Source organism: Methanococcoides methylutens (genome assembly GCF_000765475.1).
Lineage (GTDB): Archaea > Halobacteriota > Methanosarcinia > Methanosarcinales > Methanosarcinaceae > Methanococcoides > Methanococcoides methylutens.
Genome location: NZ_JRHO01000009.1, coordinates 165,939 through 188,920, shown reverse-complemented (window position 1 = coordinate 188,920; position 22,982 = coordinate 165,939). Strand labels below are relative to the sequence as shown.

Sequence of the window (22,982 nt, the reverse complement as noted above, 5' to 3'; positions counted from 1 at the left end):
AATACTCAGGAACCAGAGATAGTCTGGATCAACCTGACTATCACAAATTCATAGATCAAAATACTCAGTATCACAAATACCAGTATAGAGATCAGGCCCACTATCGGACAGGTTACCCTGTCACCTTTATTTTTCTTGTAACACAATTTCATCCAGCATACACCCCACACTGCACAGAGGAAATTATCATATAAAGATTGAACTTACAGCTATTTCAATTTTTATAAGAGAGTGGGAATTAAACCATTTGACGAAACAGAAAAATAGAAAATAGAAGCAGAAAAAGGAAAAGGAAAAGATAAAGACAAAAATGGGAAGAAAAAGGAGAAATGTTGTATTAATTAACACTCCTCTTCCACAAGACTGGCACCAACACCCATAACGCGTATTCTTGTTTCAAGTGGGTGATCCCAACCGTCAGGGATGATCTCTTCCTTCTCCACATCAACCTTTACATGTTCAGGATCCAGACCTGCATCGGCCATATACTGGATGATCGTTTCCCTTCCTGTCGTCGTGGCATATTCAAGAGCTTCTTCATACTCATAGAAATTCATTCGTCCTTTCTCAGAGAAAACATAGAATTCCCAATCTGGAGCTGCCATTGAAACAGGCCTGACAAGGAAATCCACCCTGCGAATACCTTTTGCTGCCAGCGCACCCGCTGCATTACCAACATTCGAGAATTCAGGGACCACTATATCCGCATCAAGTATTTCTTTGAGATTATCAAGATATGCAACCACCGGACCGCCTATCAGCACCACAGGCATCTCTACCTTGAACTTTGTAGGAGACTCGATGTCGAATATCTTACGGATCTCGTTCTTGGGCACACCCTCCAGGAAGAAGGACATGAGATCGGATGCCATGTTCTTGGCAAATTCCTGTTTTACAAAAGCAGCAAACTCCTGAGCATCCCTTTTGCACAGGGAACCAAGATACTTTGCACCTATTTGCGCTGCCTCGACAGTGTGTTCTTCATAATCACCAAGCACGTGCAATGCATCTGTAGGTGTAAAACCAATGGTCTGTATCAGGCGTTTCTGAATCAGAAGATCGATATGTTTAGCTGAAGGATACTTTTTCAGACGATACTTGATCTCCCTTAATGATGTAGGGGTCTCTGATATTGCGGCAAGTACCTCTTTTTCCATGTCGGTTATGTCGATCGGATCGTATCCGGTCCTGATGAAGAACTTGGTTGGCTGGAAATTCGTACCAAGCAATCCTTTAGAAGGCATGGGGTTCGTCTTAAGCTGCTCAAGGAATTCAGGATAAAGATCTGCAGCACGACAAAGTGGGATCACCCTCCTTGGTCCGATGTTGACGTGATTGTCCTTAACCCATACATCACTGTCACCCCCCATTGCAGAGGTCTCCATCTTGATGGCCTTGACCCTTGTCTTCCAGCCGCCCACGACAGCACCTGACTCACTCATGTCCGGAACACCGCCATTTATGACAGAAATATCAGTACTCGTCCCACCCACATCGATCACAGCACAGGTCTCGTTGCCGGTCAGGAAAGATGCACCCACAAGACTGCCCGCCGGGCCTGAGAAGATAGACTCGATCGGCTTTTCAAGGGCACTTCTGATACCAATGACAGAACCATCACATTTGAGCATGAAAACATTTGCATCCACTCCTTTGGAAACAATATACTGTTCCACAGTAGACATGAAATTCTCAGTGATAGGAATAAGCTGGGCATTAAAGAATGCAGTAACTGCCCTTTCGAAAGCTCCAAGGTCCTGTGAAAGCTCATGAGCACATACAACAGGAAGCCCCGTAGTTTCCTTGACGATCTCTTTTACCCTTAGTTCATGGTCATGATTACGAATACTAAAATAGGACGAAACCGCAAATGCTGCGACACGGTCTTTGATACCTGCTGCAAAGGCCTTTACAGCATCCTCATCCAGAGGTGATGCCTCTATACCATTATAGTTATGCCCACCATTTACCTGAGTAAAATGTTCAGTTGGAAGGTCCTTATTTACCTCATAATTTCCAACAAGGATCAGACCTACAGGAAAACCCGTGCCTTCCAAAATACTATTCGTGGAAAGTGTGGTTGAAACGGATACAACCTTAATGTCCTTGAGATATTCCTGATCGATTCCATCGATCGCATTTCTTATGCCCTCCAGAGGATCAGGATATGTTGTAAGTGCTTTGTTAGAAGCAATGATAACCTCATCCGAATCCCTCAGGAGTACTGCGTCTGTGTAAGTTCCACCTGCGTCTATACCAAGACTGTATTTCATCCAAAACAACTCCTTTATCTCATGAAATGAACAATTTGAATGCTGGCCTTTCAAACTGGCCTTTAACTAATCGATTAAAAAGGTGACCTATACATAAAGATATCGTATTTATTTATCACTGTTAACTTCTAAAAACGACATCAATCGACACATACATAATATAAATAATAAGAAAAAAGGTAATAAATAATTGAAACTTTCCATTTATAAAGATAGATGATCGGATTGGAAGTATGAACAAAAGGAAATCCAACAATGATGATCTTCAAATTTTAACATATTAGGACCATCCATCCAATCTTTCATCCAATATTCCATTCAGCCTTCCACCTATTCTCAGTTCTATAATTTCAAGGGCTTAAAATTGAAAATTACCAGGAAATTGGTGATCCCCTGCAGCTGATTCAACATAATTAGAAATGTCGAGGCAAGCGTTGAGAATTTCTCAATGAGATCAGTAAAGAATGAATCTTTAAATATATTAATTATTACTCGTGATGCATATATAACAATAAATGTATAGTTAAACATGAGGATATATCGTCAAGTCATGTGGTGGAAGTGACTCGAATGAAAAAAGATGATTTCTCATGGAAAAACAGCGAGATCGAGTATCCGGAAAGGTGCAGGAGAATAGTTCCCAAGCCAGTATTTGAAGAAAAAAAGTATCCGGAAAGGTTCGGAAAAATAATTGCAATCCCAATATATGAAGAAAAAAGGAATGCTGCCGAGGACCATACAATGACCAATGATCATAATGTACTCAGTGATGAAGAAATTGGTTATGGTATCATCGACACTTTCAAAGAGCGTATGCGAAACATGTTATCTGATCACAGGCACAATCAGAACCATTGAAAGAGATAACAGCATAGCATCATCTTCAACACACCCATTTCCATGGCACATACCATTCACCAACAAAAGTAGCAGTAATGGATCAATTTAAAAATATAAACTTATACTGCAAATTTTGCAATCAGATACATATAAGAATGGATATCTAAATATATTAAGTACTAATCGTGACTTATATATACCACCACCAACATAGTCAGACTTGAGGATATATCGTCAAGATGTGCGCTGGAAGTGACTCGAATGGAAAAACACGATTTCTCATGGAAGAACAACCACATAAAGTACCCTGAAAGTTTCGGTAAAATTGTTGCCATCCCAATATCTGAAGAAAAAGAGGATGCTGTCGATAATCACACAATGGTCAATAACCGTATGATTCTCGACGATAAAGAAGTAGGCGATGTTATCATCGACTCTTTCAAAGAGCGTATGCGAAACATGTTATCTGATCACAGGCACAATCAGAACCATTGAAACAGATAGCATTATAGCATTAGTTTTCAACACACTTTATTCTACTGTACATGCCATACACCAACAATGGTAGTAGCAATACTGCAAAAACGTTCTTTACTTCATCAGGCATGATCTCACTGGCACTTCCTGCTATTGAAAGTGCATCGGTGCCCAGACTTGAGTATATCTGATCGAGAACGAGTCCACTGATAACTGCACACAATGCTATTGATGCAAGATAAACTGCAGTGGTCCTTTTACCAAGGAATTTCAGTACCATGGTGATCGTGGCTGCGTTAGTAGCCGGTCCTGCAAGCAGGAACACGAATGCGGCACCTGGACTCATCCCTTTTAAGATAAGAACCGCTGCAAGTGGAGTGGAAGCAGTTGCACAGATGTAAAGTGGTATCCCCACAACAAGAGCAAGCAACATGGACCCAATTCCGCCACCAAGATAGCTGCCCACCATGTTCGCTGGTACGAAGTAAGAGATAATACCTGCAATTACGACTCCGATAATAAGCCAGAAACCGATATCCCCAAGTAGTTCAATGTAAGCGTACTTTATGCCAGCCCTCACTTTCCCCACAAAGTTCCCGGATTCTTTTTCAGGACCACCACATGAATCACATCCACAGGCGTCTGGCGTGGCAGAGGTCATTGGAAGCACCGCTAATGGTACTGAACTTTTAGATAGCGGAACCTTACCCGGCACTTCCTTTGAAAAGTTCAATATATTCTCGGTCACGCCCGCGACAACAGCAGTAGCAAATGTTGCCACCGGCCTGAAGACTGTCATTATTGGATCAAGAAGGGCATAGGTTATAGCAATGGAATCCACCCCTGTCTGAGGGGTCGAGATCAGGAATGAGAGAGTTGCACCTTTTGTAGCACCCCTGTTCCGAAGAGATAGTGCAGCAGGCACGACACCGCAGGAGCATAGTGGCAGAGGTACCCCTAAAATAGATGCGTTGAGAACAGACCTGAACTTTCCTGCAGAGCTGCCCAGATACTGCATTACTTTATCATCCGGAACGAAAACATGCAATAAACCTGCTATACCAAAGCCCAGCAACAGGTAAGGAGCAGCCTCGGCAAAGATATGCCATGACTCGATCAGTATACCTGAGAGTGCTTCTGCAATGGAAGCAACAACGCTCATAATTCACACCCCATGGCATGCTTGCGAGACAGATCAAGTAGCATTTTTACGTGCTCATCTGCAACTGAATAGACAACAAAACGACCCTTCTTTTTGGTCCTGACAAGGTCAAGCTGGCGAAGAGTGCGAAGATTGTGAGATATCGCTGACTGGCTCATCTTAAGCGCAAATTCAAGTTCACATACACACATTTCTTTTTCCAGCAAGAGATACATGATCTTCAGGCGGGGACCTGATTGAAGTGCATGGAAGATATTGGATACCCTCACTATTGCATCGTCTCCAGGAAGGTTGGATATAAGGGAGTTTATAGCATCCTTATCTACCAGTTCACATGTATGGGATGTTACCATGAAAATATGAACATGTGCTCATGCATATAAAATTAGCGCTGTTCCAAAAACTACGAAGACACAGATAAGAAGATCAGATGTTGCCATTTTCATTTCAAAGAGCGATGTGCGATAATTCCCCTGATAGCAACGGGACTCCATTGACAGTGCAATATCATCAGCCATACGCATTGAACCTCTCAAAGCAGGTATTGCCAGAGATAACATTCCAGATACAGGATGATGACCGTACTTCAACCCGCGAGACATCTGAGCATCCTTGATCTGCCCCACATACCACAGCAGATGTGGAACAAAATAAATTGCCAGTGACATCATTGTCGCCACTTCAAAAGAAGTGGTCCCCAATTTTCTTAAAGGAAGAGGACGAAGCAAGTGCTCTATCCCACTGGTTATCAAAGCCGGTCTTGTGGTGGAAGTTAGCAGGGAACCAAATAGGATCAACAGGATGAAACGACCGGCAACAACTGCCCCTTTTTCAAGGCCTTCGTATGTTGGTGAAAAGGCAAGAGAAAATATCGGATTTCCGTCTGTAAAGAACAGATGGATAAGAAAAATAAAACCAAAGAAGATGACCATTGGACGGAGGGATCGTATAGCCAGGGATATGCTCACGCCTGATATGTTTGTCAGCATCACAAAAAGAACTGCCAGAACGAACAGATGAGACAGCACGGAAACATTGAATATCAAAATACTCAGGCACATCACAGAGATTATCTTCGCCCGAGGGTCCATGTTGTGGAGAAAAGAGTTTCCCCCCACATAGGAGAAAAGTGGCCCTGCCATTTAGAGGACACTCCTTTTTTTTGCCCAGGCAGCATAGATCTCCTCAAAGGCGTGATCTACGGAAAAGATATCATCCTTCACATCAATACCGGATCTCTTCAATCCCCTCATAAGTTCTGTGACCTGTGGTACCGGCGAAGGCATAGATACAAGATATTCCGAAGGCGTTCCTTCAAATGCAACTTTTCCATCGTCCAGATAGATCAGCCTGTCCACAGCATCAAGTACGCCTTCCAGTTGATGAGATACAAGTACAATTCCGACACCATTCATTTTCAAAGAGTCCAGTATCCTGAAAAGATTAGCTTTTCCACTGCTGCTTAAGCCGGAAGTAGGTTCGTCCAGAACAATATAATCCGGAAATGAGGATAAGACACCTGCAAGAGCAACAAGGCGCATCTCACCACCACTCAAACTGAAAGGTGATCTTTCAAGTATTTCCTCAGCAAGACCTACCTCCCTTATAGCTTTATGAACACAACCATCAAGTTCATCCCCACTTACCCCGAAATTCTTCGGACCATACGCAATATCTTCAAAGATGGAATTGCAGAACAATTGCTTCGAAGGGTGCTGGAAAAGAATGCCTACTTTTTTACACACTTCTTTTTCAGAAGAAAGCAGACCATCAACGAGAACATTTCCGGAGTCCGGCACAAGGAGGCCATTTAGATGCTTTATCAAAGTAGTCTTACCGCATCCGACCTTACCAACAATTCCCACAGACTCGCTGCCATCGATGGAAAATGAGATGTCGCTAAGGACCTGACTCCCATTTTTTCCTTCCCCGTAAGAAAAGCACAGGCTCTTCACATCGATCGACATAGCTCCTCCATTAGAGCATTTGGATCCAGAGGCAGCACACCCTTATCCAGTATTCCGGAATCCTGAAGCCTGAACACGAGCTCCATGAGAGGAGGTATACGGCTTCCGGAATTGTAAAGTTCACGGAACACATCTGCAGGGGACCCATCAATGCTAATTGACCCACCCTCCATCACAATGACACGGTCTGATGCAAAAGCCTCTCCCATATGATGGGTCACATAGACAATGGTCTTCCCCATCCTGTTAAGCTCCAGTGCGATTTCCAGTACCTGAGACCGGGAGTCCTGGTCCAGCATTGATGTGACCTCATCGAACACAAGATATTCAGGCTCCATGGCCAGCACACCGGCAAGTGCTGTCTTTTGCAACTGTCCGCCACTTAAGTTCATCAACAGGTGTTCTTCAAAGCCTTCAAGACCTACATCAAGGATAGAATCAGAAACACGACTGCGGATCTCTTCACGCTCAAGTGCCAGGTTCTCCGGACCAAAAGCAACATCTTCTTCCACAGTAGCGCCCACAGACTGGGAATGAGGGTCCTGGAATACCATTCCGACCATCTGGCGAATCTTCCAAATATCCCCGGAACAGGAAGTCTGCATTCCACATACTGAGACAGTGCCTTGTGAAGGCTTAAGGAGCCCGTTCATGTGACGTACAAGAGTAGACTTTCCACTACCATTGTCACCTATTATCGTAGTGAACGTTCCCTTTTCTATCTGGAGGTCGATCCCGTTGAGTCCCAGGTAACCATCCGGATAGCTGTAACTTACTCCTTCAAACCTTATCATGGCTTATCGATCTACCGAGCTTGGTGTATTGAGCTATTGAATTTTTTATTATATCTTATAGCTGGTAGCAATATATGCAGCAACTACTATTTTTACAAGAGCCCCACCAATGAAAGGAAGAAAGCCTACAGTGATCGCCTGCATGAAGGACATATCTGCAACAAGCATCAGATGAGTCAGGCCGAAGGTATAGATCACAACTGACCCCACGAGAACATAGATCGCATTGAAAAGAACCTTTTCAGTCCTGTTCTTTTCAAAAAGGAATCCCACAACAAATGCTGCTGCGATAAAACCAATGATGTAACCACCTGTAGGACCAAGGATCACACCGAGACCTGAAGCACCGCCTGAAAATACCGGAAGGCCGGCAATTCCGAGCAGAGTATAAACTGTCATACTTATTGCACCCCATTTACTTCCCAGCATTGCACCTGCCAGCAGGACGAACACAACCTGAAGGGTGAACGGGATCGGGCCAAGCGGGATAGTGATGTAGGCCCCAATGGCAGTCAATGCCGCAAATAGGGACGCATAGACCATTTTTCTGATATCGGTCGCAGGAAGGGACGATGAGATAGAAGTATTTGTATTGTTGTTAACCATATTTTCTAACTGGTTTACGGTTGATAAATACTTTACCCTTAAAAAACGAGTATTCCAGGCGAACAATCTAGACAGGCATGCCAATGTCGTGTTTTAGTTTGTTAGAAAATTTCCACGATACCGAGGAAAGGAAATTGAAATGCTCAAAGGCAGAGAGGATGAAAGAAAACTAAAAATTACCAAAAATATCCATAATATCGTAGAACCACCACCAAGCAGAACCACAACCACACTTTCGTTTTTCAGACCGTACCACGAAATCGCGAATCGTAGTATGGTCATTGAAATATAATAGTACATTAATAGTATATGAACATATTGAATGAATTTAGAATGTCATGGTAATAATTATTATAATACAAATCTAAAAACAGATTCTGCTTTTAAAGAAGAACTATCATGACCAACACCAATGGACTGGAACCAGGACCATATTCCAACAGGGCATAACAAATCCTATAATATTTTCTTAGAATATTGTCCAAAAATTAAGAATCCTACATAGACAAAAGAAGATCAATAATAAAAAGAGAACTGTGTCGGGAAACCCGACACGAGTTAGTAATTAAGTAATTAAGGAATTGAACTCAGTATGCGGCGTCCATGTCCAGGTCAACATCAGGTATACCAGGTGTTGGACCCGGAGTTCCTGCTCCGCCACTTGATGCTACTATATCATCAATCCTGAGGATCATGACAGCAGCTTCGGTTGCAGCGTTGATAGCCTGTGTCTTGATACGAAGTGGTTCAATTACATCGTTCTCCCACATATCTACAACGTCGCCGGTGTAGACATTAAGACCTGCGTTCTTGTTGCCCTGCTCGTGCTGGGAACGTAGTTCGACCAATATGTCGATCGGGTCAAGACCTGCATTCTCTGCAAGTGTCTGTGGAATGACCTCAAGAGCTTCGGCAAATTTGCTGACTGCAAGCTGCTCCCTTCCCTTAAGAGTGGATGCGTACTCACTGAGCCTTAATGAGAGTTCGATCTCAGGTGAACTTCCACCCACTACGACCTTACCATCTTCAATAACAACTCCGACTACACGAATAGCATCGTGCATTGCGTGCTCAAGTTCAGCTACTACATGATCGGTTCCACCGTGAAGGAGTACTGTTACTGCCTTGTTGTTCTGGCATCCGGTCACATAGGTCATCTTTGCGCCTCTGACTTCCTTTTCCTCTACAAGGTCTGCAGTTCCTGTGTCCCCAGGTACGATCTCATCGAGGTCTTGGATAAGTGTGCCGCCGGTAACCTTGCTGAGCCTCTTAAGGTCGCTCTTCTTTACCCTTCTTACAGCGTAAATTCCAGCTTTCTCGATGTAGTACTGTGCCATATCATCGATACCTTTCTGGCAGAATACAACATTTGCACCGCTGTTGATTACCTTCTCAGCCATCTCCCTCATCATTTTCTCTTCCTGGTCCAGGAACATCTGCATCTGGTCAGGGGAGGTGATCTTGATCTCTGCATCCATTTCGGTCTTTCTGAACTCGATAGGGCAGGTTACGAGAAGGATCTTTGCATTCTCGACCATTTCAGGCATGTTTGGATGGGAGCGTTCCTTGTCGATAACAAGACCCTCCACAAGGTCAGAATCTGTGATACTACCACCTGCACGCTTTTCGACCTTGATATTGTCAGTGTCGACCACTAAGGAACCATCTTCCTCTTCGACTACGTATTTAACTGCATCAACAGTAAGCTTGGAGAGTTTTTCCTTGTATGCCTCAGCGCCCTTGCCTGTAATAGCAGTTGCTGCGATCTTCATGAGAGCTTCTGTGTCTTCAGGAGTTACGTCGATTGTGATGGTCTCAAGGATCTCACGGCATTTCATTGCAGCATGCCTGTAGCCTTCAGATATAATAGTTGGGTGAACGCCTTTGTCAATAAGCTCTTCTGCCTTTGCGAGAAGCTCACCTGAAAGGATGGCTGCGGAAGTTGTTCCGTCCCCGACTTCATCATCCTGTGTCTTGGACACTTCGACGATCATCTTAGCTGCTGGGTGCTGAATGTCCATTTCTTTCAGAATGGTAGCTCCATCGTTGGTTATGACGATGTCTCCCATAGAGTCCACAAGCATCTTGTCCATTCCCTTTGGACCAAGTGTTGTGCGAACTGAATTTGCAACGGCCTTTCCTGCAAGGATATTAATACTCTGAGCATCCCTGCCGCGGATACTTTGACTTCCATTTGGTACGATATTTAGCCCTCCTAAATAGCATTGATAAATTAATTTTAATTATTTTGAAATGCAGATTGGATTTACACATTATGTACTCAATCTGTTCGTTCTAGATGAATGAACTTCTATATAAGTATAACTGGTTGATAGCATAAAGTAGCTTAAATAAAAATACTTTTCCAAAGAGGTTAATATCTAAAGTTAGCAAACCGAATTTATCCTATCTTTAACATTCCTTCATATTTTGACGGAATAAGAGAATTGCAAGAATACACATTTTTGACAGATATAATAAGGAGAGTGGAAAGAAATAAACAAAGACCAATATAAGCAAATTTCCAAAAGAAGTTTATAACAAATCTTATCATATTTTAATTATGCTAGATGAATACACTAACATAATTACAGCTTTTGCAACCGTTGTTCTTGCTGGTATTACAATTTGGTATGCTGTTTCTACGCATATATTATTACAAGAATCAAGAAAGAATCAGCAGATAAATCTAATCAAAAGCCGTCTTGAAGATTATTACTTACCATTGTCGGCTTTTTTTGATTTGTGTGAAACTGATGAACATCTCAATGTGAATCAAAATAGCCTACCAAATACAATAACATTTGCTTCAGAAAAACTAGAGATATTTGACAATTTACACAAATATCAATATTTGGCTTCCACAAAACTAAAATCTAAAATAGGTGATTTTGTAGTTATGCTGCATGATCAACTTCCAGATGACTATGAACCAAAACAACGTGCCCGATATCCATATCATAATCAAGGGATGGAAGACAATGAAATTTTAACGATAGATAACAAAGATGATATCGTCTTGTTCATTGAGATGGAAAATATTGTGTTTGATGATAGCGATAAACTAGATGAAAAATTAAGTGAATTGATAGAATAAATTGTTCCTTCCTTTTATGCAAAATAGTTCAAGCCTTAACTAAATACAAATGCTACCTATCAAGACAATACTTCATAAAAATGAAGGAATAGGCAAATGAACGATAGTGCATATTTTGACTAAAATAAGGGTGGAAGCTATGAAAGAATTGAGACCAAATGATTCAGAAAAAGAGTTTTTGAATTTAGCATATAATCGATTTTATGATGTATTTGAGGAAATAATGGATGACTCTTTTTTTGAAAAAGATTCAAAACTTAGATTTTCTAGGATTAAAGATGGATTTGCAGTATATGCCGAATTATTAAACTACAAACCCATAAAGTGGGTAATTGAACATATTGAAAAATCTCGTCCACCTATGGAATCAGTAATTGGAAGTAAATTATTTAGATTTATTAGGAATGTTATTGCACATTTTCCATTTTATGATACTTGGGATGAATTATACATTACAAAATCTTTAATCAATTGGCAAAGAGAAGGTCAATTTATCGATAAATTCCTTTCAGATTTTCAAGGAAAGACAGAAGTAAAATATCGTTTCTGGGAACCAGATAAAAGTCGAATGACTTATTTAAGTATCAATTTCCCTCAAAAATATGATAATTCAAAAATATATATGAAAGATATTTTAACCGAAAAAGAAGGTGTCAAATTCTCCTTTATTTTAATGAAACAAATCTTAGATACTCAGGTTGAAAGTATTTCTCCACGTAATGAATAAATCTATCAAATCTTAACATTCCTAAATAATACGACAGACATTGAAGAATTACGAAAGTACAATAAATGTAGTTCAACAACTCATTTTAGATAAATTTATATAGTGGCGCATAACTCATAAACTTGAAAAGAACCTGTAACAGATACTTAAAAATATTTCTTAAACAGGTGTTTTTAGGAGTGAAAACATGGTATACAATACTGGAGAAAAACCGGGCAAGGGTACATATATATGTACAAATTGTGGTCAGGAAGTTGTACTGGATGATAATAGCGACAGACTCCCCCCATGTCCAAAATGTGGTAAAACCGAATATAGGAAGAATTGATAACTTTCTTAGGAGTTTGAAAGAGGAACAGAATTACTGAAACAATTTAAAGGATATTTCAATATCCTTTTTTTAATTTTAACATATCTTCATAAAAGCGATACAATCAGGAATTGCGAGAACACATATATATGATAGCATTAGATTCACCAAATGAAGTCCCAGTTGATGATGTCGTACTTAAACGAACTGCTAAATACATCTCACAACGTTCGAGGCCTCATCAAATTGCTTTGTGCTTACGTATGATGCACATTTCCTTTCCTGATGGAGTTCGTTTTAGTTTCGGAGGGATTAAAAAAATGTTTATTACATTGAAACTGATGGGATTTGATGTCGATGTCATCAATCTTACCTTTGCTGTATTTAAATCATATCGGGGGACTTGCAATTCATCTGTTTCAAAAGAGAGTTAGGATGTTTTCTCGATGTTAATGGAATCCGATTAATTTTCACATTCATTCATAAAATGTCATTAATAAGAATCCATATCATGGAGTCTTATTTTACTTCTTGTTCTCTTATTCTTTCCGGGATCGTCATAATTCAGGACATTTCTTCATTTTGACTTGTTTACCCTGATACTTCCACTACATCAGGTCGAAAAACATATAGCTATGTGGTACTGTTGATTGAAACAGTTATTAGTTCTAATGTTATCGATTTGTAAAAAGGTCTAAATATTCGGCGCTCACCTTCGGCAAAAAGAACGTTACTGAACTTGAAAATGAGTTATTCCATTCATCCGGTTAATCAGAAGACTGATGCGGCACTCCGGGTGTGAGATTAGCTTCATCATCGAAAATGCTCATAAAAAGAAGTCCACAAAGGTTAGTTAAGATCTAACCTTTGCAAAGCGTCCGGGTGTCAAACCCTAATTGGTACGTCCCGACCGAGAATCGAACTCGGGTCTAAGGCTCCGCAAGCCCCAAGGATATCCTCTACCCTACCAGGACACGTTGGACAGACTCCTAAATAACTTACTGCAATATAAATATTACTGGTCAGGAGAATATTTGATTTGATCGACATCATGCCAAATGGGAACTCATCATGAATAAAAGTTAAATGCTTCAAGGATGATGTGTAAAGCATGTCAATGACCATAGGCCTTGCAGGAAAACCAAATGCAGGTAAATCAACTTTTTTCAAGGCAGCTACCCTCGCAGATGTGGAGATCGCAAACTATCCGTTCACCACGATCAATGCTAACAGGGGTGTAACATACGTAAGGGTGGAGTGCCCATGTACGCAGAAAGATAAGCGATGTGGCAACTGCCAGGATGGGATCCGGTTCGTACCGATCGAAATGATAGATGTAGCCGGCCTTGTGCCTGATGCACACATGGGCCGTGGTCTGGGGAATGCTTTCCTTGATGAGCTCAGGCAGGCACAGGCAATAATTCATGTAATTGATGCAGCCGGAGCCACGGATATAGAAGGGAATCCTGTGGACATCGGGGAGCACGACCCCCTTGAGGACGTGGATTTCCTCAACCGTGAGATCACCATGTGGATGACTGGTATTCTCAAACGTAACTGGGAAAAGCTGTCACGGAAGATCAAAGCAGAGGGACTCAAAATGTCAGAGGTCATATCTGATCAGCTGATGGGTGCCGGAGTTAATGAATCACAGGCACACGAAGCACTTCTTTGCTGCGACATGCCAGGTGAATGCACTCAGTGGACAGATGAGGAAATGGTCAAGCTTTGTGATGCCATCCGTGCCATCAGCAAACCCACAATGATAGCTGCCAACAAGATCGATATCGCACCTGAGGAAAACGCCAAGAACCTCGATGATCTCGACCTTATAGTGGTACCCACCAGTGCTGCTGCAGAGCTTGCATTAAGATCAGCTGCAAAGAATGAGATCATAAACTACCTCCCGGGAGATGATGACTTTGAAATAGTCTCCGAGGACATAAATGATGCACAGAAAAAAGGCCTGGACAGCCTCAAGGACCTCATGGACAAGATCGGAACCGGCGGAGGCGGCATACAGGAGTGCATCAACAGGGCAGTCTTTGACCTTCTCGACCTGATCGTAGTATACCCGGTAGAAGATGAAGGAAAATGGTCTGACAAGAACGACAGGATGTTGCCTGACGCGTTCCTCATGAAGAAAGGGTCCACAGCCCACGACCTTGCCTACCGTGTACATAGTGATATCGGGGACAGATTCCTTTATGCAGTGGACGGGAAAACAAAAATGAGACTTGGAGAAAAGCACGAACTTGAAGATGGCGATGTTGTCAAGATCGTCTCTACAGCCAAATGATCACTGGCCAGTGACCATCATTCATTAAACATCATTTGAAAGAACAAACATTACAAGATGGCGTTTATGATAAGAACCCTATATGAAAGATATCTGCTCGACCAGGTGAACAATTCACCAGAGCAGATACCAGAACATATAACAATAATACTCTCAGGATCCGACCTGCTTGATCAGAAAGGCGAAGATAACTTCAGGTCTTTTATAACATGGTGCAAAAAGCTTGGCATCGCTACCATCAGTGCTTACATTGATGTACTGGATACAAAAGAAGAGATTCAGATCGAGATGACATCCATGCTTACGACAGGCATGCAGGAAATGTTAAGGTCACTTACAGATGATGTGGGATTTTTCATATACGATGAAAACGGAAACCTCAAAGAAAAACGTGAAGGAACTTCGCTCACGGTTCACATTTCAGTGGGATTCGGAGGAAGAGCAGAGATCACAAAAGCCATCAATTCGATCCTTTCAGATGTGAAGAATGGAAAGATACAACCAGAAGAGATCGATGAGAATGTCATTGAGAGTCACCTTCTGGTCCAGGAAGAGCCCGACCTGATCATACGTGCCGGTGGCAAGCACCTATCAGATTTCCTGCTCTGGCAATCCGCATACTCTGAGCTTTATTTTACAGATGTCAACTGGCACGACCTAAGGAAAATAGACCTGTTAAGAGTTATACGGGATTTCCAGAAGAGGCAGCGTCGCTTCGGGAAATGATCAACGAATGGTCAACATTCCAGATCCAGCTCCATTATAATGGCATTGTCATCCGGATAGTAATTTGGAATGACCCCTTTCATCTCAAACCCGTTCGAAAGATAGAATTTCTGAGCATCATTGTTCTTCTCCCTTACCTCCAGACGGATGAGAGGATACGAATTCTCCTTTGCAAGAATTATACACCCTTCGAGAAGAGCCGTTGCGACCCCCATTCTTCGATACTTTGGATGGGTTGCAATACTTGCCAGATGTGCAGCCCTTTTAATGACCACAAGAACAGCATATCCAAGAATAACACCTTCAGACTTCAGGACAATAAAACCAGGATAATATGCGTAGGACCGGAACACACTTGAAGACCATGGAGCGTCAAAGGAAAGATTCTCGATCTCTACGATCGAAGGAATATCCGATCTTGTAGCTACCCGTATCATGTGAGGGAGTTATGACATCATCGGTGATAAATTAAAGGCTATATCATTGCAGGGTGCTATACTTATACAAGACTGTACAACCAGTCAGTGATGCCAGTTTATTCAGTCATAGTGTGTCCAAAGTGCAGAAGATCAGCACAGCTGATAGAGCAGAAAGGAGCAAAGACAACAAGGTGCCAGCGATGCGGAGCTACATTGCAGACAAGGAAATTGAGGATATTCCACACAACAGATGTCCTTGAAGATGCCATTGCAGTACGCACTAAGCTGCAGGCAAAGATACTTGGAGAAGGATATGACACAATGTCGGACAGGAACACGTTCTCAACTTTTACATCCGACCCTACAGAAGAGGACACGAGCTTGAAGTTCCAGACAAAGGACCACAAAGCCAAACTCAACATGCTAAAAAGTTCCACACATCCAGCTGAAACAGACGATACTGCAATTCAAACACCTACAACATATACACCTGCCACAAAACGACCTAAAAAAAAGGACCCGGCAAGGACGATATTATCCATCCTTGAAAAAGCACAGAGTGAAATGCAGAGGGCCGAACTTCAAGACCATGCGCGCAGGCAGGAACTTGATGAGGAGATCTTTGAGAGAACACTGGAAAAACTGCTTCAGAAGGGAGACATCTATTTCCCAAAAAAAGGATATGTTAGAGTTGTCCCATGAAAGATAAGAGAGGGAACGCAACATTCGATCGGGGCCAAACACATAAATTATATCTAAAAGAACCACATAATCGTATGGTTCACTGAACTGCTCAGGAACATGAGCATACAAATCATTTATCAAATTGTTATCAAATTATTCCCATTATACAGGTAAGAACATGTCCGACACGACAACCCTTGACATTGTAGAACTTCTATTGACAGCAGAAATATACAACAAGTATCCGGAAATGGATGTTAATGATCTTCCAAAGGAAATCAGGAAGAACTACTGGAGCCGTGCGCAAAAAGGCGTCCCAAAACCCATCAGCGTTTCCCGATCGGACATAAAAAAGCTCTTTGGGATCGAGGAGATTAAAGGACAGGTATTCACCCTTCCTTTTTTGGATATCGATGAACTCACCTCAAAGATGAAATTCACATCCTTTGATGTTGCTGCTGACTGGTTCCAGAAGCAGGAAAATGCTTCTGAAAGGATAGATCTAAATCCAGCACTTGCATACTATTTTGAAGAAAAGAAGAATGTGACTGGGGCCAGCTATGAGAAAGCACGTGCTGCAACAAGACCTAAAGAGGTCGACAGGGAATGGATCGAGTCCCTTATCAGTGAGATCTCCGAAGAAGAGACAGGAGAGGACATGCTCAAACTGGTGCACATTATGGCCCCGGAGGACATTGTTCAACCTATGAGATACCTTGTTCTTTCAGAAGAGCAGAAAGAAGAGGTCGAAAAAATAGTAAAGGCCATTGAGTACAGAGATTATCTCAAACGCATCGGCCTGTATGATATCGGAAAGGTGCTCCTTGTAGGACCACCCGGAACCGGCAAGACCTCTGTGGCAAAGGCGATGTCAGAGCGTCTTTCGATACCATTTGTGGAAGTCAAGCTCTCCATGATAACAGACCAGTACCTTGGTGAAACAGCAAAGAACATCGACAGGGTATTCGCACTTGCCAAGCGCTTAAGCCCATGCATACTTTTCATAGATGAATTCGATTTCGTCGCCAAAACAAGGGCATCAGATGAACATGCAGCTTTAAAGAGAGCAGTCAATACCCTTCTCAAGGCCATTGATGAGATCAGCCTGACCAATGATGGCGTCCTTTTGATGGCCGCTACGAACCATCCCCGGATGCTGGACTCTGCAGCATGGAGAAGGTTCGATGAGATTATGGACTTCCCGCTTCCTGACGAGAAAATGAGGAAAGAGATCCTCGACATTGTCACCCTGGAAATAGAAGGCGAGTTCAACACGGAAGGAATTGCACCGCTCACCGAAGGATACTCTGGTTCAGACCTGCGTATGGTAATCCGCGAAAGTGTGCTCAATGCACTGGTTGAAGAGCGTACCAGCATAAATCAGCAGGACCTAACAGAAGCGGTGAACAGGTTCAACAAGCGCGCTCACATAAAATCCGATGAATATGTTGTCAATACCGGGGGTTTCTAAAACCCCATGAAGATAACACTCCTTGGAACAGGTGATGCACCCGGCACACCCATTATCGGCTGCGATTGTCGGACATGCACGGATGCCCGCAACGGAGGTAAAAGTAACCGCACACGTTTTTCAGTCCTTGTGGAATCCGATGAAGGCAGAGTTCTTATTGATACAAGCCCGGACATGAGACAACAGATGCTCAACAAGGGGATCCGGCATATTAACGGAGTCATCTGGACACATGGCCATTATGACCATTACACCGGTTTTGGCGAGTTCCACCGCGTTCAGAGCCATGTGGATGTCTACGGAGTGACCGAAACACTGGACTACATACTTGATTATGTCTCATTTTTAAAACCAAGGAGACATGACATCCACCCCGGCGAAACTTTTGATCTCATTGGACTTGAATTCACACTCTTCGAAGTGAATCACCCACCTGTGGAAAGAGCCATCGGCGTGATGATATGTGAAGGTGAAAAAAAGGTTGTCATCAGTGGTGATACTGATAACAACATACCGGAGAATAGCCTTGAACTTATTATGGAACCCGACCTATTCATAGTGGATGCCATAATACCCGATGATGTAGGATTCCATGTAAAGAAGCACATGGATGCAAAAGAAGCATTGGAAATGGCTGAAAATATCAGGGCAAAGGAGGTCGTTATGACACACCTGAGCCATTATTTTAAACCTCACAAAGAGGCATCCGAAACATACCCGTTAGGATATGACGGAATGGAATTTACATTCTGAGATAGGACCTACACCAGACCTCATTTATTTTCATTATTAATTTCAATTTTTCTTTTTCTGATCAAAGCCTTCTTCGATCAATTCACGCGTTTTCCGAAGTTTTCGTCTTGTTGAAAGGTAGTTTCCAAGGACTATAAGCACGCCTGCACCAAGGATACTTGTGCCTATCAGAAGCATACGTGGAGCGGATTCCTTATAGAACTTGACGATTATTGGTTTATATGGAAAATCTTCATCAGAGACCTCAACTTTCAGGAAATCCCTTGCCATTTCTGTAAATGAACCGGGCGTTGCACGCAGATTATACCACACAAGAACTTCCCTGTCGAGATCATCGAAGTATCTCTCTGCAGGTTCAGGGCTCACTTTTCCCACAAAGGGATTCCCCGTAGTATATCCTTCCGGCAAAACAAACCTCACAGCAGAATCATGGGCCGGGACATACATGAAATCCTGTCCACTGGGAGTTGCCAGATTGTAGGCCACAATGCCTGTGATGCTCTCATTGAACCTTATGTAGATGTGTTTTTGCCCGCGGAGAACCTCATCATCCATGGTGTAATTAAAAACCGGCACATCCTCTACTGAAGATGTTGAAAGTCGTTCAAATGTTTCAAAGGACGGTTCCGTATCATTTGAGCTACCTGCAAGGATCACAATATTTGAGATCGGTTCCTTGTTCGGGTTCAGCATATCTTCCAGAGGTATGACTTCAATAACAGAAGCGTTCACGATCATATGAACAACATTTGCAGACCCGTTATCTGCAAGATAGAACGTAGTCGTATTAACAAAACCACCATCGTCTGCAGGATCGTTAAAGACCTCCAGCTCATATATAGAAAGGTCAGCTGGTGCCACTTCTTCGTCCACAGGCACAAGCTCATCGATGCAGCCTGATGCCATTATCGCAAGGGCAAAGAGAAGTACTACTGTTATAATTTGTTTATTCATTGTACACATCACAAACAGTTTATCAAAAAAATAATGGGTCCCATTGGTAAAAAAGGTTATTGAAAAAAAAGAGATAGCACTCCCGAAGAACGGGAGTGAAACTTAAAAATTACTCGTTGTTTGCCATTATGAGGAGAACACCGGTCTCTTCAAGAGCAGCTGCAACCTCTTTGTATGCAATGAAAAGTTCCCTTTTTTGCATCTCAACAGAATCTACAGGTGGCTCGGACGCAAACCAGATATCTTTCTCGCTTTCACCACGTGTGATGGAAACACATGCAAGCATGTCAGCCTGGATCAACCTGTACACAGAATCAATGCCTGTTGGTGTGACCCATGCAGGATAGGATTCTTTTAGCTGGTCAACGAATTTAGTCCAGTTAACTGTTGCAGAGCCTTCAAGTCTCAAATGAAGGTGTGCACGCTCACCTGTGATCTGCGCATCGACATTGTTGAGGAATTTCTGGTACTCTGCACTCTTTTCATCCACTGTTTGTGCCTCGTGACTTGCCAGCTCTTCTGCTGCTTCCTTAAAGAATGGAGCAAGGTTGACAATGTGGGATGGCCTTGTCATAAATGAGACACCAAAGAATGCAATTCCGCTCAATGCCATTCCAACAATGACACCGTGGCTCATGAGGATCGGGTGTACAGTCTCAAGATATGACGGAGCCATAGGTGCGGTCATTGAAAGATCATAGACAGTGAAGGATATCTGTGCAATAGCACCAACAAGAAGAGCTGCCAATGCACCTTCCTTTGTAGCACGTTTCCAGTAAAGCCCGCCCATAAGAGGGAAGAAGTAAGATGCACTTGCAATGAAGGTTGCAATGTGAATTGCATCTATGATACTGTTAATGAAGAAGGAGCCCACAGTTGCTGCAGCGACCACGAAGAGGACACTGAGCCTGTTGATAGCAAGCATCTGCTTCATTGTTGCATCAGGTTTTACGAATCTCTGGTAGATATCACGTGAGATACATGATGCACCGGATGTAGCAAAGGTATCAGCACAGGACATTGAAGCTGCTGCAAGACCAATTGCACTAAGACCGATCACCAAAGGTGAGAAAGTACTGACTATGTAGGTCAGTAATGCAGGTTCTGCCTGAGCCATCCCCATTGGGAAACCTGCTGCTGCGATCTCCGGGTACAATGCATTCAATCCGATCGCAATAACTGCACATGCAGCAAATACGATAGTGATTAGAAGTGAACCAAGGACCAGACCATTCCTTGCGGAAGTTGAATCCTTAGCTGCCCATACCTTCTGCCATGGGTCCTGTTCAGTGATCCATCCAGGAACGATTGCAAAGACGAAGATCAGTACCATCGGCATACCGATGATGAACGGATTCCACCAATCACCAGGAACTCCGGAGAAAAGATCGGATGCTGTTGAAATACCAGCAACCGTAGAGGTAGCTGAATCAACTGCAAGGAATGCCATTACAATTGCAAATATGGAAAGGAACACGAACTGGACAACATCAGTCCAGACAACAGCGTGCAAACCACCAAGAGTAACATACACAGATACTGCAAGAGCAACAATTAAAGCTGCATATATCGGGTCAAGCCCATAGAATATCTCCAGTACAAGAGCAAATCCCTTGATGTCAGCAACTGCGAAAAGTATCATCACTATCGTGATAATAATTCCCACAGGAGCACGGAGTGCGGAACTGTACCTCTGCTCAAGAAGCTCTGCCTGTGTGATAGCAGGAAGGTGTTTGATCCTTTTCACGAATATAGCAATAATAAGCAATGCAAGAATGTTAGGTGCTACGAAACCCCATATGGAACCCATTCCAAGTAGCATGAAAAATCCTATTACGGCTAATATTCCACCAGCTGTCAGCCATGAAGCTGCCGATGAGAATCCAATCCCTATCATACCGATCTTACGACCGGCAAGCCAGAAATCAGTTACTGTTTTTTGTCTTTTTGTAAAGTACCAACCAACGCCGATCAGTCCACAAAGGTAGACTGCAAGCATTGCCATAAACAATTGATAACCATCCATGATTAAACCTCAAAATAATTTATTTCATTTATCAAAATGTATTTCTAAATTATTGAAATGAACCAAATAACATATTCCTATTAAAGAGTACTAAGGACATATTTGGTTTAATATATAAACTCTTTCAAAAATAAAAACGGTCTGACCTTTCCAAAATACATCAAATGAATGAAGAACATCATTTGAAAACAGGATGATATCTTCGACATTTTACATAATGAAATATCAGGATGAGATGGACATTATTCGAAAAGATCACATCCACTCATAATGCTGTATAACCTCGAGATTCAGATCATACATCAGGCTATTTTCAACATAACCAAAGAAGAAGCATCCTTCACAATTTTCTGTCAATTCCTTTTGACGAACTTTTGAGCTTTTCCACACATTGACGATACCGTCCTCCACATTACCTAAAGGCTCCCTGTGAATACGGCAGTTCTCAATAGAACCATCTGCAGTAACATCCAGTATCAGATCATTGACATGGCAATTATATCCCTTTTTCAGCTCTTTTATCATTTTTAGATAGGTAAGTGAATTTATAATTGGATAACCAGCCTTTTTCATCTCGATTATGCGATCGACCTTACATCGGTATTTTTCCATATCACGAATGCCCATATTGCCCCAGACATCCTCTTTGATCCCCCTGAACTCATACAAAGGCTCAAATGATATCTTCACATCGATGTCTTGTGCCAGCTGGATAAGTTCTTCGATGTCATCAAGGTTCTTACCACTGATAACGCAGTTCATCAACAGATGATTTTTCAGCTTGTCCCTGACAGCCATAATGGCATCCAGTATTATCTCAAAATCAATGCCACGTATCTCTTTGTAGCTTTTTGTCCCATCCACAGAAACAGAAAGATAATCAAGGTCATCAAGGTCATTTATCCTTTCTTTCAGCAATTTCCCGTTAGTTATCAGGGACGTGATCATGCCCAGTTTTTTAGCATACGCAAGGATCCGGGGCAGGTCTTCCCGAAGAAGAGGTTCGACCGTCCAGGCATTATAGGCCCCAATGCCGAAAGAGTGAGCATCATCAAGCATCCTGAAAATATCATCGAGGCTCATCTCATCCCCCGGCTTCTTCCAGTATTCACAAAAGCTACAGCTCATGTTACATTTCGAATTGACCGCGTGTGAGAGAACAAAAGGTCGCTTTCGTACTCTCATCTGCCAGATCGCACGTGCTGCGAGGGTGGGAGAAAATTTAGACATGGTTACTCTTTGATCGAATGCTCATAAAGGTGCACTATATCTTCCATCGGTATTGATAAAACTTAGCATTTGTCCGGTATATACTATACTACTATATTTTTGAAAGGATGTTTCCAAAGCTCCTTTTTTTGCTTCTTATAGGACAATGTTTATAAGCAGAAAGATTC

The 22,982-nt window shown here is 42.3% G+C and carries 23 protein-coding genes and 1 tRNA gene; 10 read left to right on the top strand and 14 right to left on the bottom strand.

Annotated features, from left to right (window positions below; genetic code table 11):
• Positions 1-5: 5 nt before the first annotated feature.
• A complete protein-coding gene (locus tag LI82_RS12990; RefSeq protein WP_160174931.1) occupies positions 6-152 on the bottom strand; it encodes a hypothetical protein in 147 nt (48 codons plus the stop codon).
• Positions 153-341: 189 nt separating this feature from the next.
• Positions 342-2,273, bottom strand: a complete 1,932-nt coding sequence (locus tag LI82_RS03350) for a hydantoinase/oxoprolinase N-terminal domain-containing protein (RefSeq protein WP_048193528.1) — start codon at positions 2,271-2,273, stop codon at positions 342-344.
• A 570-nt stretch (positions 2,274-2,843) separates the two neighbouring features.
• Here LI82_RS03350 and LI82_RS03345 point away from each other — a divergent pair.
• Both LI82_RS03345 and LI82_RS03340 read left to right on the top strand, forming a co-directional pair.
• Complete coding sequence (locus tag LI82_RS03345; RefSeq protein ID WP_048193527.1) at positions 2,844-3,131, top strand: hypothetical protein; 288 nt, start codon at positions 2,844-2,846, stop codon at positions 3,129-3,131.
• A 243-nt stretch (positions 3,132-3,374) separates the two neighbouring features.
• Positions 3,375-3,608, top strand: a complete 234-nt coding sequence (locus LI82_RS03340; RefSeq protein WP_048193526.1) for a hypothetical protein — start codon at positions 3,375-3,377, stop codon at positions 3,606-3,608.
• A 19-nt stretch (positions 3,609-3,627) separates the two neighbouring features.
• On the opposite strand, the gene LI82_RS03335 is transcribed toward LI82_RS03340, so the two are convergent.
• The 7 genes from LI82_RS03335 to thsA form a co-directional block, all read right to left on the bottom strand.
• Positions 3,628-4,752 carry an SO_0444 family Cu/Zn efflux transporter gene (locus tag LI82_RS03335; RefSeq protein WP_048193525.1) on the bottom strand — a complete coding sequence of 375 codons (1,125 nt, stop codon included), beginning with the start codon at positions 4,750-4,752 and terminating at the stop codon, positions 3,628-3,630.
• Positions 4,749-5,105 carry an ArsR/SmtB family transcription factor gene (locus tag LI82_RS03330; protein WP_048193524.1) on the bottom strand — a complete coding sequence of 119 codons (357 nt, stop codon included), beginning with the start codon at positions 5,103-5,105 and terminating at the stop codon, positions 4,749-4,751. The genes LI82_RS03335 and LI82_RS03330 overlap by 4 nt, the downstream gene beginning before the upstream one ends.
• 18 nt (positions 5,106-5,123) lie before the next feature.
• Positions 5,124-5,894, bottom strand: a complete 771-nt coding sequence (locus LI82_RS03325; protein ID WP_048193523.1) for an energy-coupling factor transporter transmembrane component T family protein — start codon at positions 5,892-5,894, stop codon at positions 5,124-5,126.
• Complete coding sequence (locus tag LI82_RS03320; protein WP_048193522.1) at positions 5,895-6,719, bottom strand: ATP-binding cassette domain-containing protein; 825 nt, start codon at positions 6,717-6,719, stop codon at positions 5,895-5,897.
• Positions 6,704-7,513 carry an ATP-binding cassette domain-containing protein gene (locus LI82_RS03315; protein ID WP_048193521.1) on the bottom strand — a complete coding sequence of 270 codons (810 nt, stop codon included), beginning with the start codon at positions 7,511-7,513 and terminating at the stop codon, positions 6,704-6,706. The genes LI82_RS03320 and LI82_RS03315 overlap by 16 nt, the downstream gene beginning before the upstream one ends.
• A gap of 48 nt (positions 7,514-7,561) precedes the next feature.
• Positions 7,562-8,119, bottom strand: coding sequence for a biotin transporter BioY (locus tag LI82_RS03310; protein WP_048193520.1), 558 nt, complete (start codon positions 8,117-8,119; stop codon positions 7,562-7,564).
• A 587-nt stretch (positions 8,120-8,706) separates the two neighbouring features.
• Positions 8,707-10,353, bottom strand: a complete 1,647-nt coding sequence (thsA, locus tag LI82_RS03305) for a thermosome subunit alpha (protein WP_048193519.1) — start codon at positions 10,351-10,353, stop codon at positions 8,707-8,709.
• A 329-nt stretch (positions 10,354-10,682) separates the two neighbouring features.
• Between thsA and LI82_RS03300 the strand changes: the two genes are divergently transcribed.
• The 3 genes from LI82_RS03300 (at position 10,683) to LI82_RS03290 (ending at position 12,271) form a co-directional block, all read left to right on the top strand.
• Positions 10,683-11,216, top strand: coding sequence for a hypothetical protein (locus tag LI82_RS03300; RefSeq protein ID WP_048193518.1), 534 nt, complete (start codon positions 10,683-10,685; stop codon positions 11,214-11,216).
• Positions 11,217-11,355: 139 nt separating this feature from the next.
• Positions 11,356-11,943, top strand: a complete 588-nt coding sequence (locus LI82_RS03295; RefSeq protein WP_048193517.1) for a hypothetical protein — start codon at positions 11,356-11,358, stop codon at positions 11,941-11,943.
• A 187-nt stretch (positions 11,944-12,130) separates the two neighbouring features.
• Positions 12,131-12,271: a zinc ribbon-containing protein gene (locus LI82_RS03290; RefSeq protein WP_081955717.1), complete on the top strand. Its 141-nt coding sequence runs from the start codon at positions 12,131-12,133 to the stop codon at positions 12,269-12,271.
• Positions 12,272-13,155: 884 nt separating this feature from the next.
• Here LI82_RS03290 and LI82_RS03280 read toward each other — a convergent pair.
• Positions 13,156-13,227: transfer RNA gene (locus tag LI82_RS03280), tRNA-Arg, on the bottom strand.
• 137 nt (positions 13,228-13,364) lie between these two features.
• Between LI82_RS03280 and LI82_RS03275 the strand changes: the two genes are divergently transcribed.
• On the top strand, positions 13,365-14,552 hold the full coding sequence (locus LI82_RS03275; protein ID WP_048193514.1) for a redox-regulated ATPase YchF: 1,188 nt from the start codon (positions 13,365-13,367) through the stop codon (positions 14,550-14,552).
• Between the two features lie 66 nt (positions 14,553-14,618).
• Complete coding sequence (gene uppS / locus LI82_RS03270; protein WP_048193513.1) at positions 14,619-15,278, top strand: polyprenyl diphosphate synthase; 660 nt, start codon at positions 14,619-14,621, stop codon at positions 15,276-15,278.
• Between the two features lie 11 nt (positions 15,279-15,289).
• On the opposite strand, the gene rimI is transcribed toward uppS, so the two are convergent.
• On the bottom strand, positions 15,290-15,715 hold the full coding sequence (gene rimI, locus LI82_RS03265) for a ribosomal protein S18-alanine N-acetyltransferase (RefSeq protein ID WP_048193512.1): 426 nt from the start codon (positions 15,713-15,715) through the stop codon (positions 15,290-15,292).
• 90 nt (positions 15,716-15,805) lie between these two features.
• Between rimI and LI82_RS03260 the strand changes: the two genes are divergently transcribed.
• The 3 genes from LI82_RS03260 to LI82_RS03250 all read left to right on the top strand — a co-directional run bounded on the left by LI82_RS03260 (position 15,806) and on the right by LI82_RS03250 (position 18,605).
• A complete protein-coding gene (locus tag LI82_RS03260) occupies positions 15,806-16,399 on the top strand; it encodes a DUF5817 domain-containing protein (RefSeq protein ID WP_048193511.1) in 594 nt (197 codons plus the stop codon).
• A 160-nt stretch (positions 16,400-16,559) separates the two neighbouring features.
• Positions 16,560-17,852, top strand: coding sequence for an ATP-binding protein (locus tag LI82_RS03255; protein ID WP_048193510.1), 1,293 nt, complete (start codon positions 16,560-16,562; stop codon positions 17,850-17,852).
• A 6-nt stretch (positions 17,853-17,858) separates the two neighbouring features.
• Positions 17,859-18,605, top strand: coding sequence for an MBL fold metallo-hydrolase (locus LI82_RS03250; protein WP_048193509.1), 747 nt, complete (start codon positions 17,859-17,861; stop codon positions 18,603-18,605).
• A gap of 42 nt (positions 18,606-18,647) precedes the next feature.
• Here the strand turns inward: LI82_RS03250 and LI82_RS03245 are convergent, their stop codons facing one another.
• The 3 genes from LI82_RS03245 to LI82_RS03235 all read right to left on the bottom strand — a co-directional run bounded on the left by LI82_RS03245 (position 18,648) and on the right by LI82_RS03235 (position 22,815).
• Positions 18,648-19,559 (bottom strand): DUF5803 family protein, encoded by a 912-nt coding sequence (locus LI82_RS03245; RefSeq protein WP_048193508.1) that lies wholly within the window; start codon positions 19,557-19,559, stop codon positions 18,648-18,650.
• A 109-nt stretch (positions 19,560-19,668) separates the two neighbouring features.
• Positions 19,669-21,585, bottom strand: coding sequence for a sodium:solute symporter family protein (locus tag LI82_RS03240; RefSeq protein ID WP_048193507.1), 1,917 nt, complete (start codon positions 21,583-21,585; stop codon positions 19,669-19,671).
• A gap of 255 nt (positions 21,586-21,840) precedes the next feature.
• A complete protein-coding gene (locus LI82_RS03235; protein ID WP_048193506.1) occupies positions 21,841-22,815 on the bottom strand; it encodes a radical SAM protein in 975 nt (324 codons plus the stop codon).
• Positions 22,816-22,982 lie beyond the last annotated feature (167 nt).

What these genes read in the sequence shown, in the direction of transcription:
- LI82_RS12990 (WP_160174931.1), bottom strand. Translation starts at nt 152, where the DNA reads ATGAAATTGTGTTACAAGAAAAATAAAGGTGACAGGGTAACCTGTCCG.
- LI82_RS03350 (WP_048193528.1), bottom strand. Translation starts at nt 2,273, where the DNA reads ATGAAATACAGTCTTGGTATAGACGCAGGTGGAACTTACACAGACGCA.
- LI82_RS03345 (WP_048193527.1), top strand. Translation starts at nt 2,844, where the DNA reads ATGAAAAAAGATGATTTCTCATGGAAAAACAGCGAGATCGAGTATCCG.
- LI82_RS03340 (WP_048193526.1), top strand. Translation starts at nt 3,375, where the DNA reads ATGGAAAAACACGATTTCTCATGGAAGAACAACCACATAAAGTACCCT.
- LI82_RS03335 (WP_048193525.1), bottom strand. Translation starts at nt 4,752, where the DNA reads ATGAGCGTTGTTGCTTCCATTGCAGAAGCACTCTCAGGTATACTGATC.
- LI82_RS03330 (WP_048193524.1), bottom strand. Translation starts at nt 5,105, where the DNA reads ATGGTAACATCCCATACATGTGAACTGGTAGATAAGGATGCTATAAAC.
- LI82_RS03325 (WP_048193523.1), bottom strand. Translation starts at nt 5,894, where the DNA reads ATGGCAGGGCCACTTTTCTCCTATGTGGGGGGAAACTCTTTTCTCCAC.
- LI82_RS03320 (WP_048193522.1), bottom strand. Translation starts at nt 6,719, where the DNA reads ATGTCGATCGATGTGAAGAGCCTGTGCTTTTCTTACGGGGAAGGAAAA.
- LI82_RS03315 (WP_048193521.1), bottom strand. Translation starts at nt 7,513, where the DNA reads ATGATAAGGTTTGAAGGAGTAAGTTACAGCTATCCGGATGGTTACCTG.
- LI82_RS03310 (WP_048193520.1), bottom strand. Translation starts at nt 8,119, where the DNA reads ATGGTTAACAACAATACAAATACTTCTATCTCATCGTCCCTTCCTGCG.
- LI82_RS03300 (WP_048193518.1), top strand. Translation starts at nt 10,683, where the DNA reads ATGCTAGATGAATACACTAACATAATTACAGCTTTTGCAACCGTTGTT.
- LI82_RS03295 (WP_048193517.1), top strand. Translation starts at nt 11,356, where the DNA reads ATGAAAGAATTGAGACCAAATGATTCAGAAAAAGAGTTTTTGAATTTA.
- LI82_RS03290 (WP_081955717.1), top strand. Translation starts at nt 12,131, where the DNA reads ATGGTATACAATACTGGAGAAAAACCGGGCAAGGGTACATATATATGT.
- LI82_RS03275 (WP_048193514.1), top strand. Translation starts at nt 13,365, where the DNA reads ATGTCAATGACCATAGGCCTTGCAGGAAAACCAAATGCAGGTAAATCA.
- uppS (WP_048193513.1), top strand. Translation starts at nt 14,619, where the DNA reads ATGATAAGAACCCTATATGAAAGATATCTGCTCGACCAGGTGAACAAT.
- rimI (WP_048193512.1), bottom strand. Translation starts at nt 15,715, where the DNA reads ATGATACGGGTAGCTACAAGATCGGATATTCCTTCGATCGTAGAGATC.
- LI82_RS03260 (WP_048193511.1), top strand. Translation starts at nt 15,806, where the DNA reads ATGCCAGTTTATTCAGTCATAGTGTGTCCAAAGTGCAGAAGATCAGCA.
- LI82_RS03255 (WP_048193510.1), top strand. Translation starts at nt 16,560, where the DNA reads ATGTCCGACACGACAACCCTTGACATTGTAGAACTTCTATTGACAGCA.
- LI82_RS03250 (WP_048193509.1), top strand. Translation starts at nt 17,859, where the DNA reads ATGAAGATAACACTCCTTGGAACAGGTGATGCACCCGGCACACCCATT.
- LI82_RS03245 (WP_048193508.1), bottom strand. Translation starts at nt 19,559, where the DNA reads ATGAATAAACAAATTATAACAGTAGTACTTCTCTTTGCCCTTGCGATA.
- LI82_RS03240 (WP_048193507.1), bottom strand. Translation starts at nt 21,585, where the DNA reads ATGGATGGTTATCAATTGTTTATGGCAATGCTTGCAGTCTACCTTTGT.
- LI82_RS03235 (WP_048193506.1), bottom strand. Translation starts at nt 22,815, where the DNA reads ATGTCTAAATTTTCTCCCACCCTCGCAGCACGTGCGATCTGGCAGATG.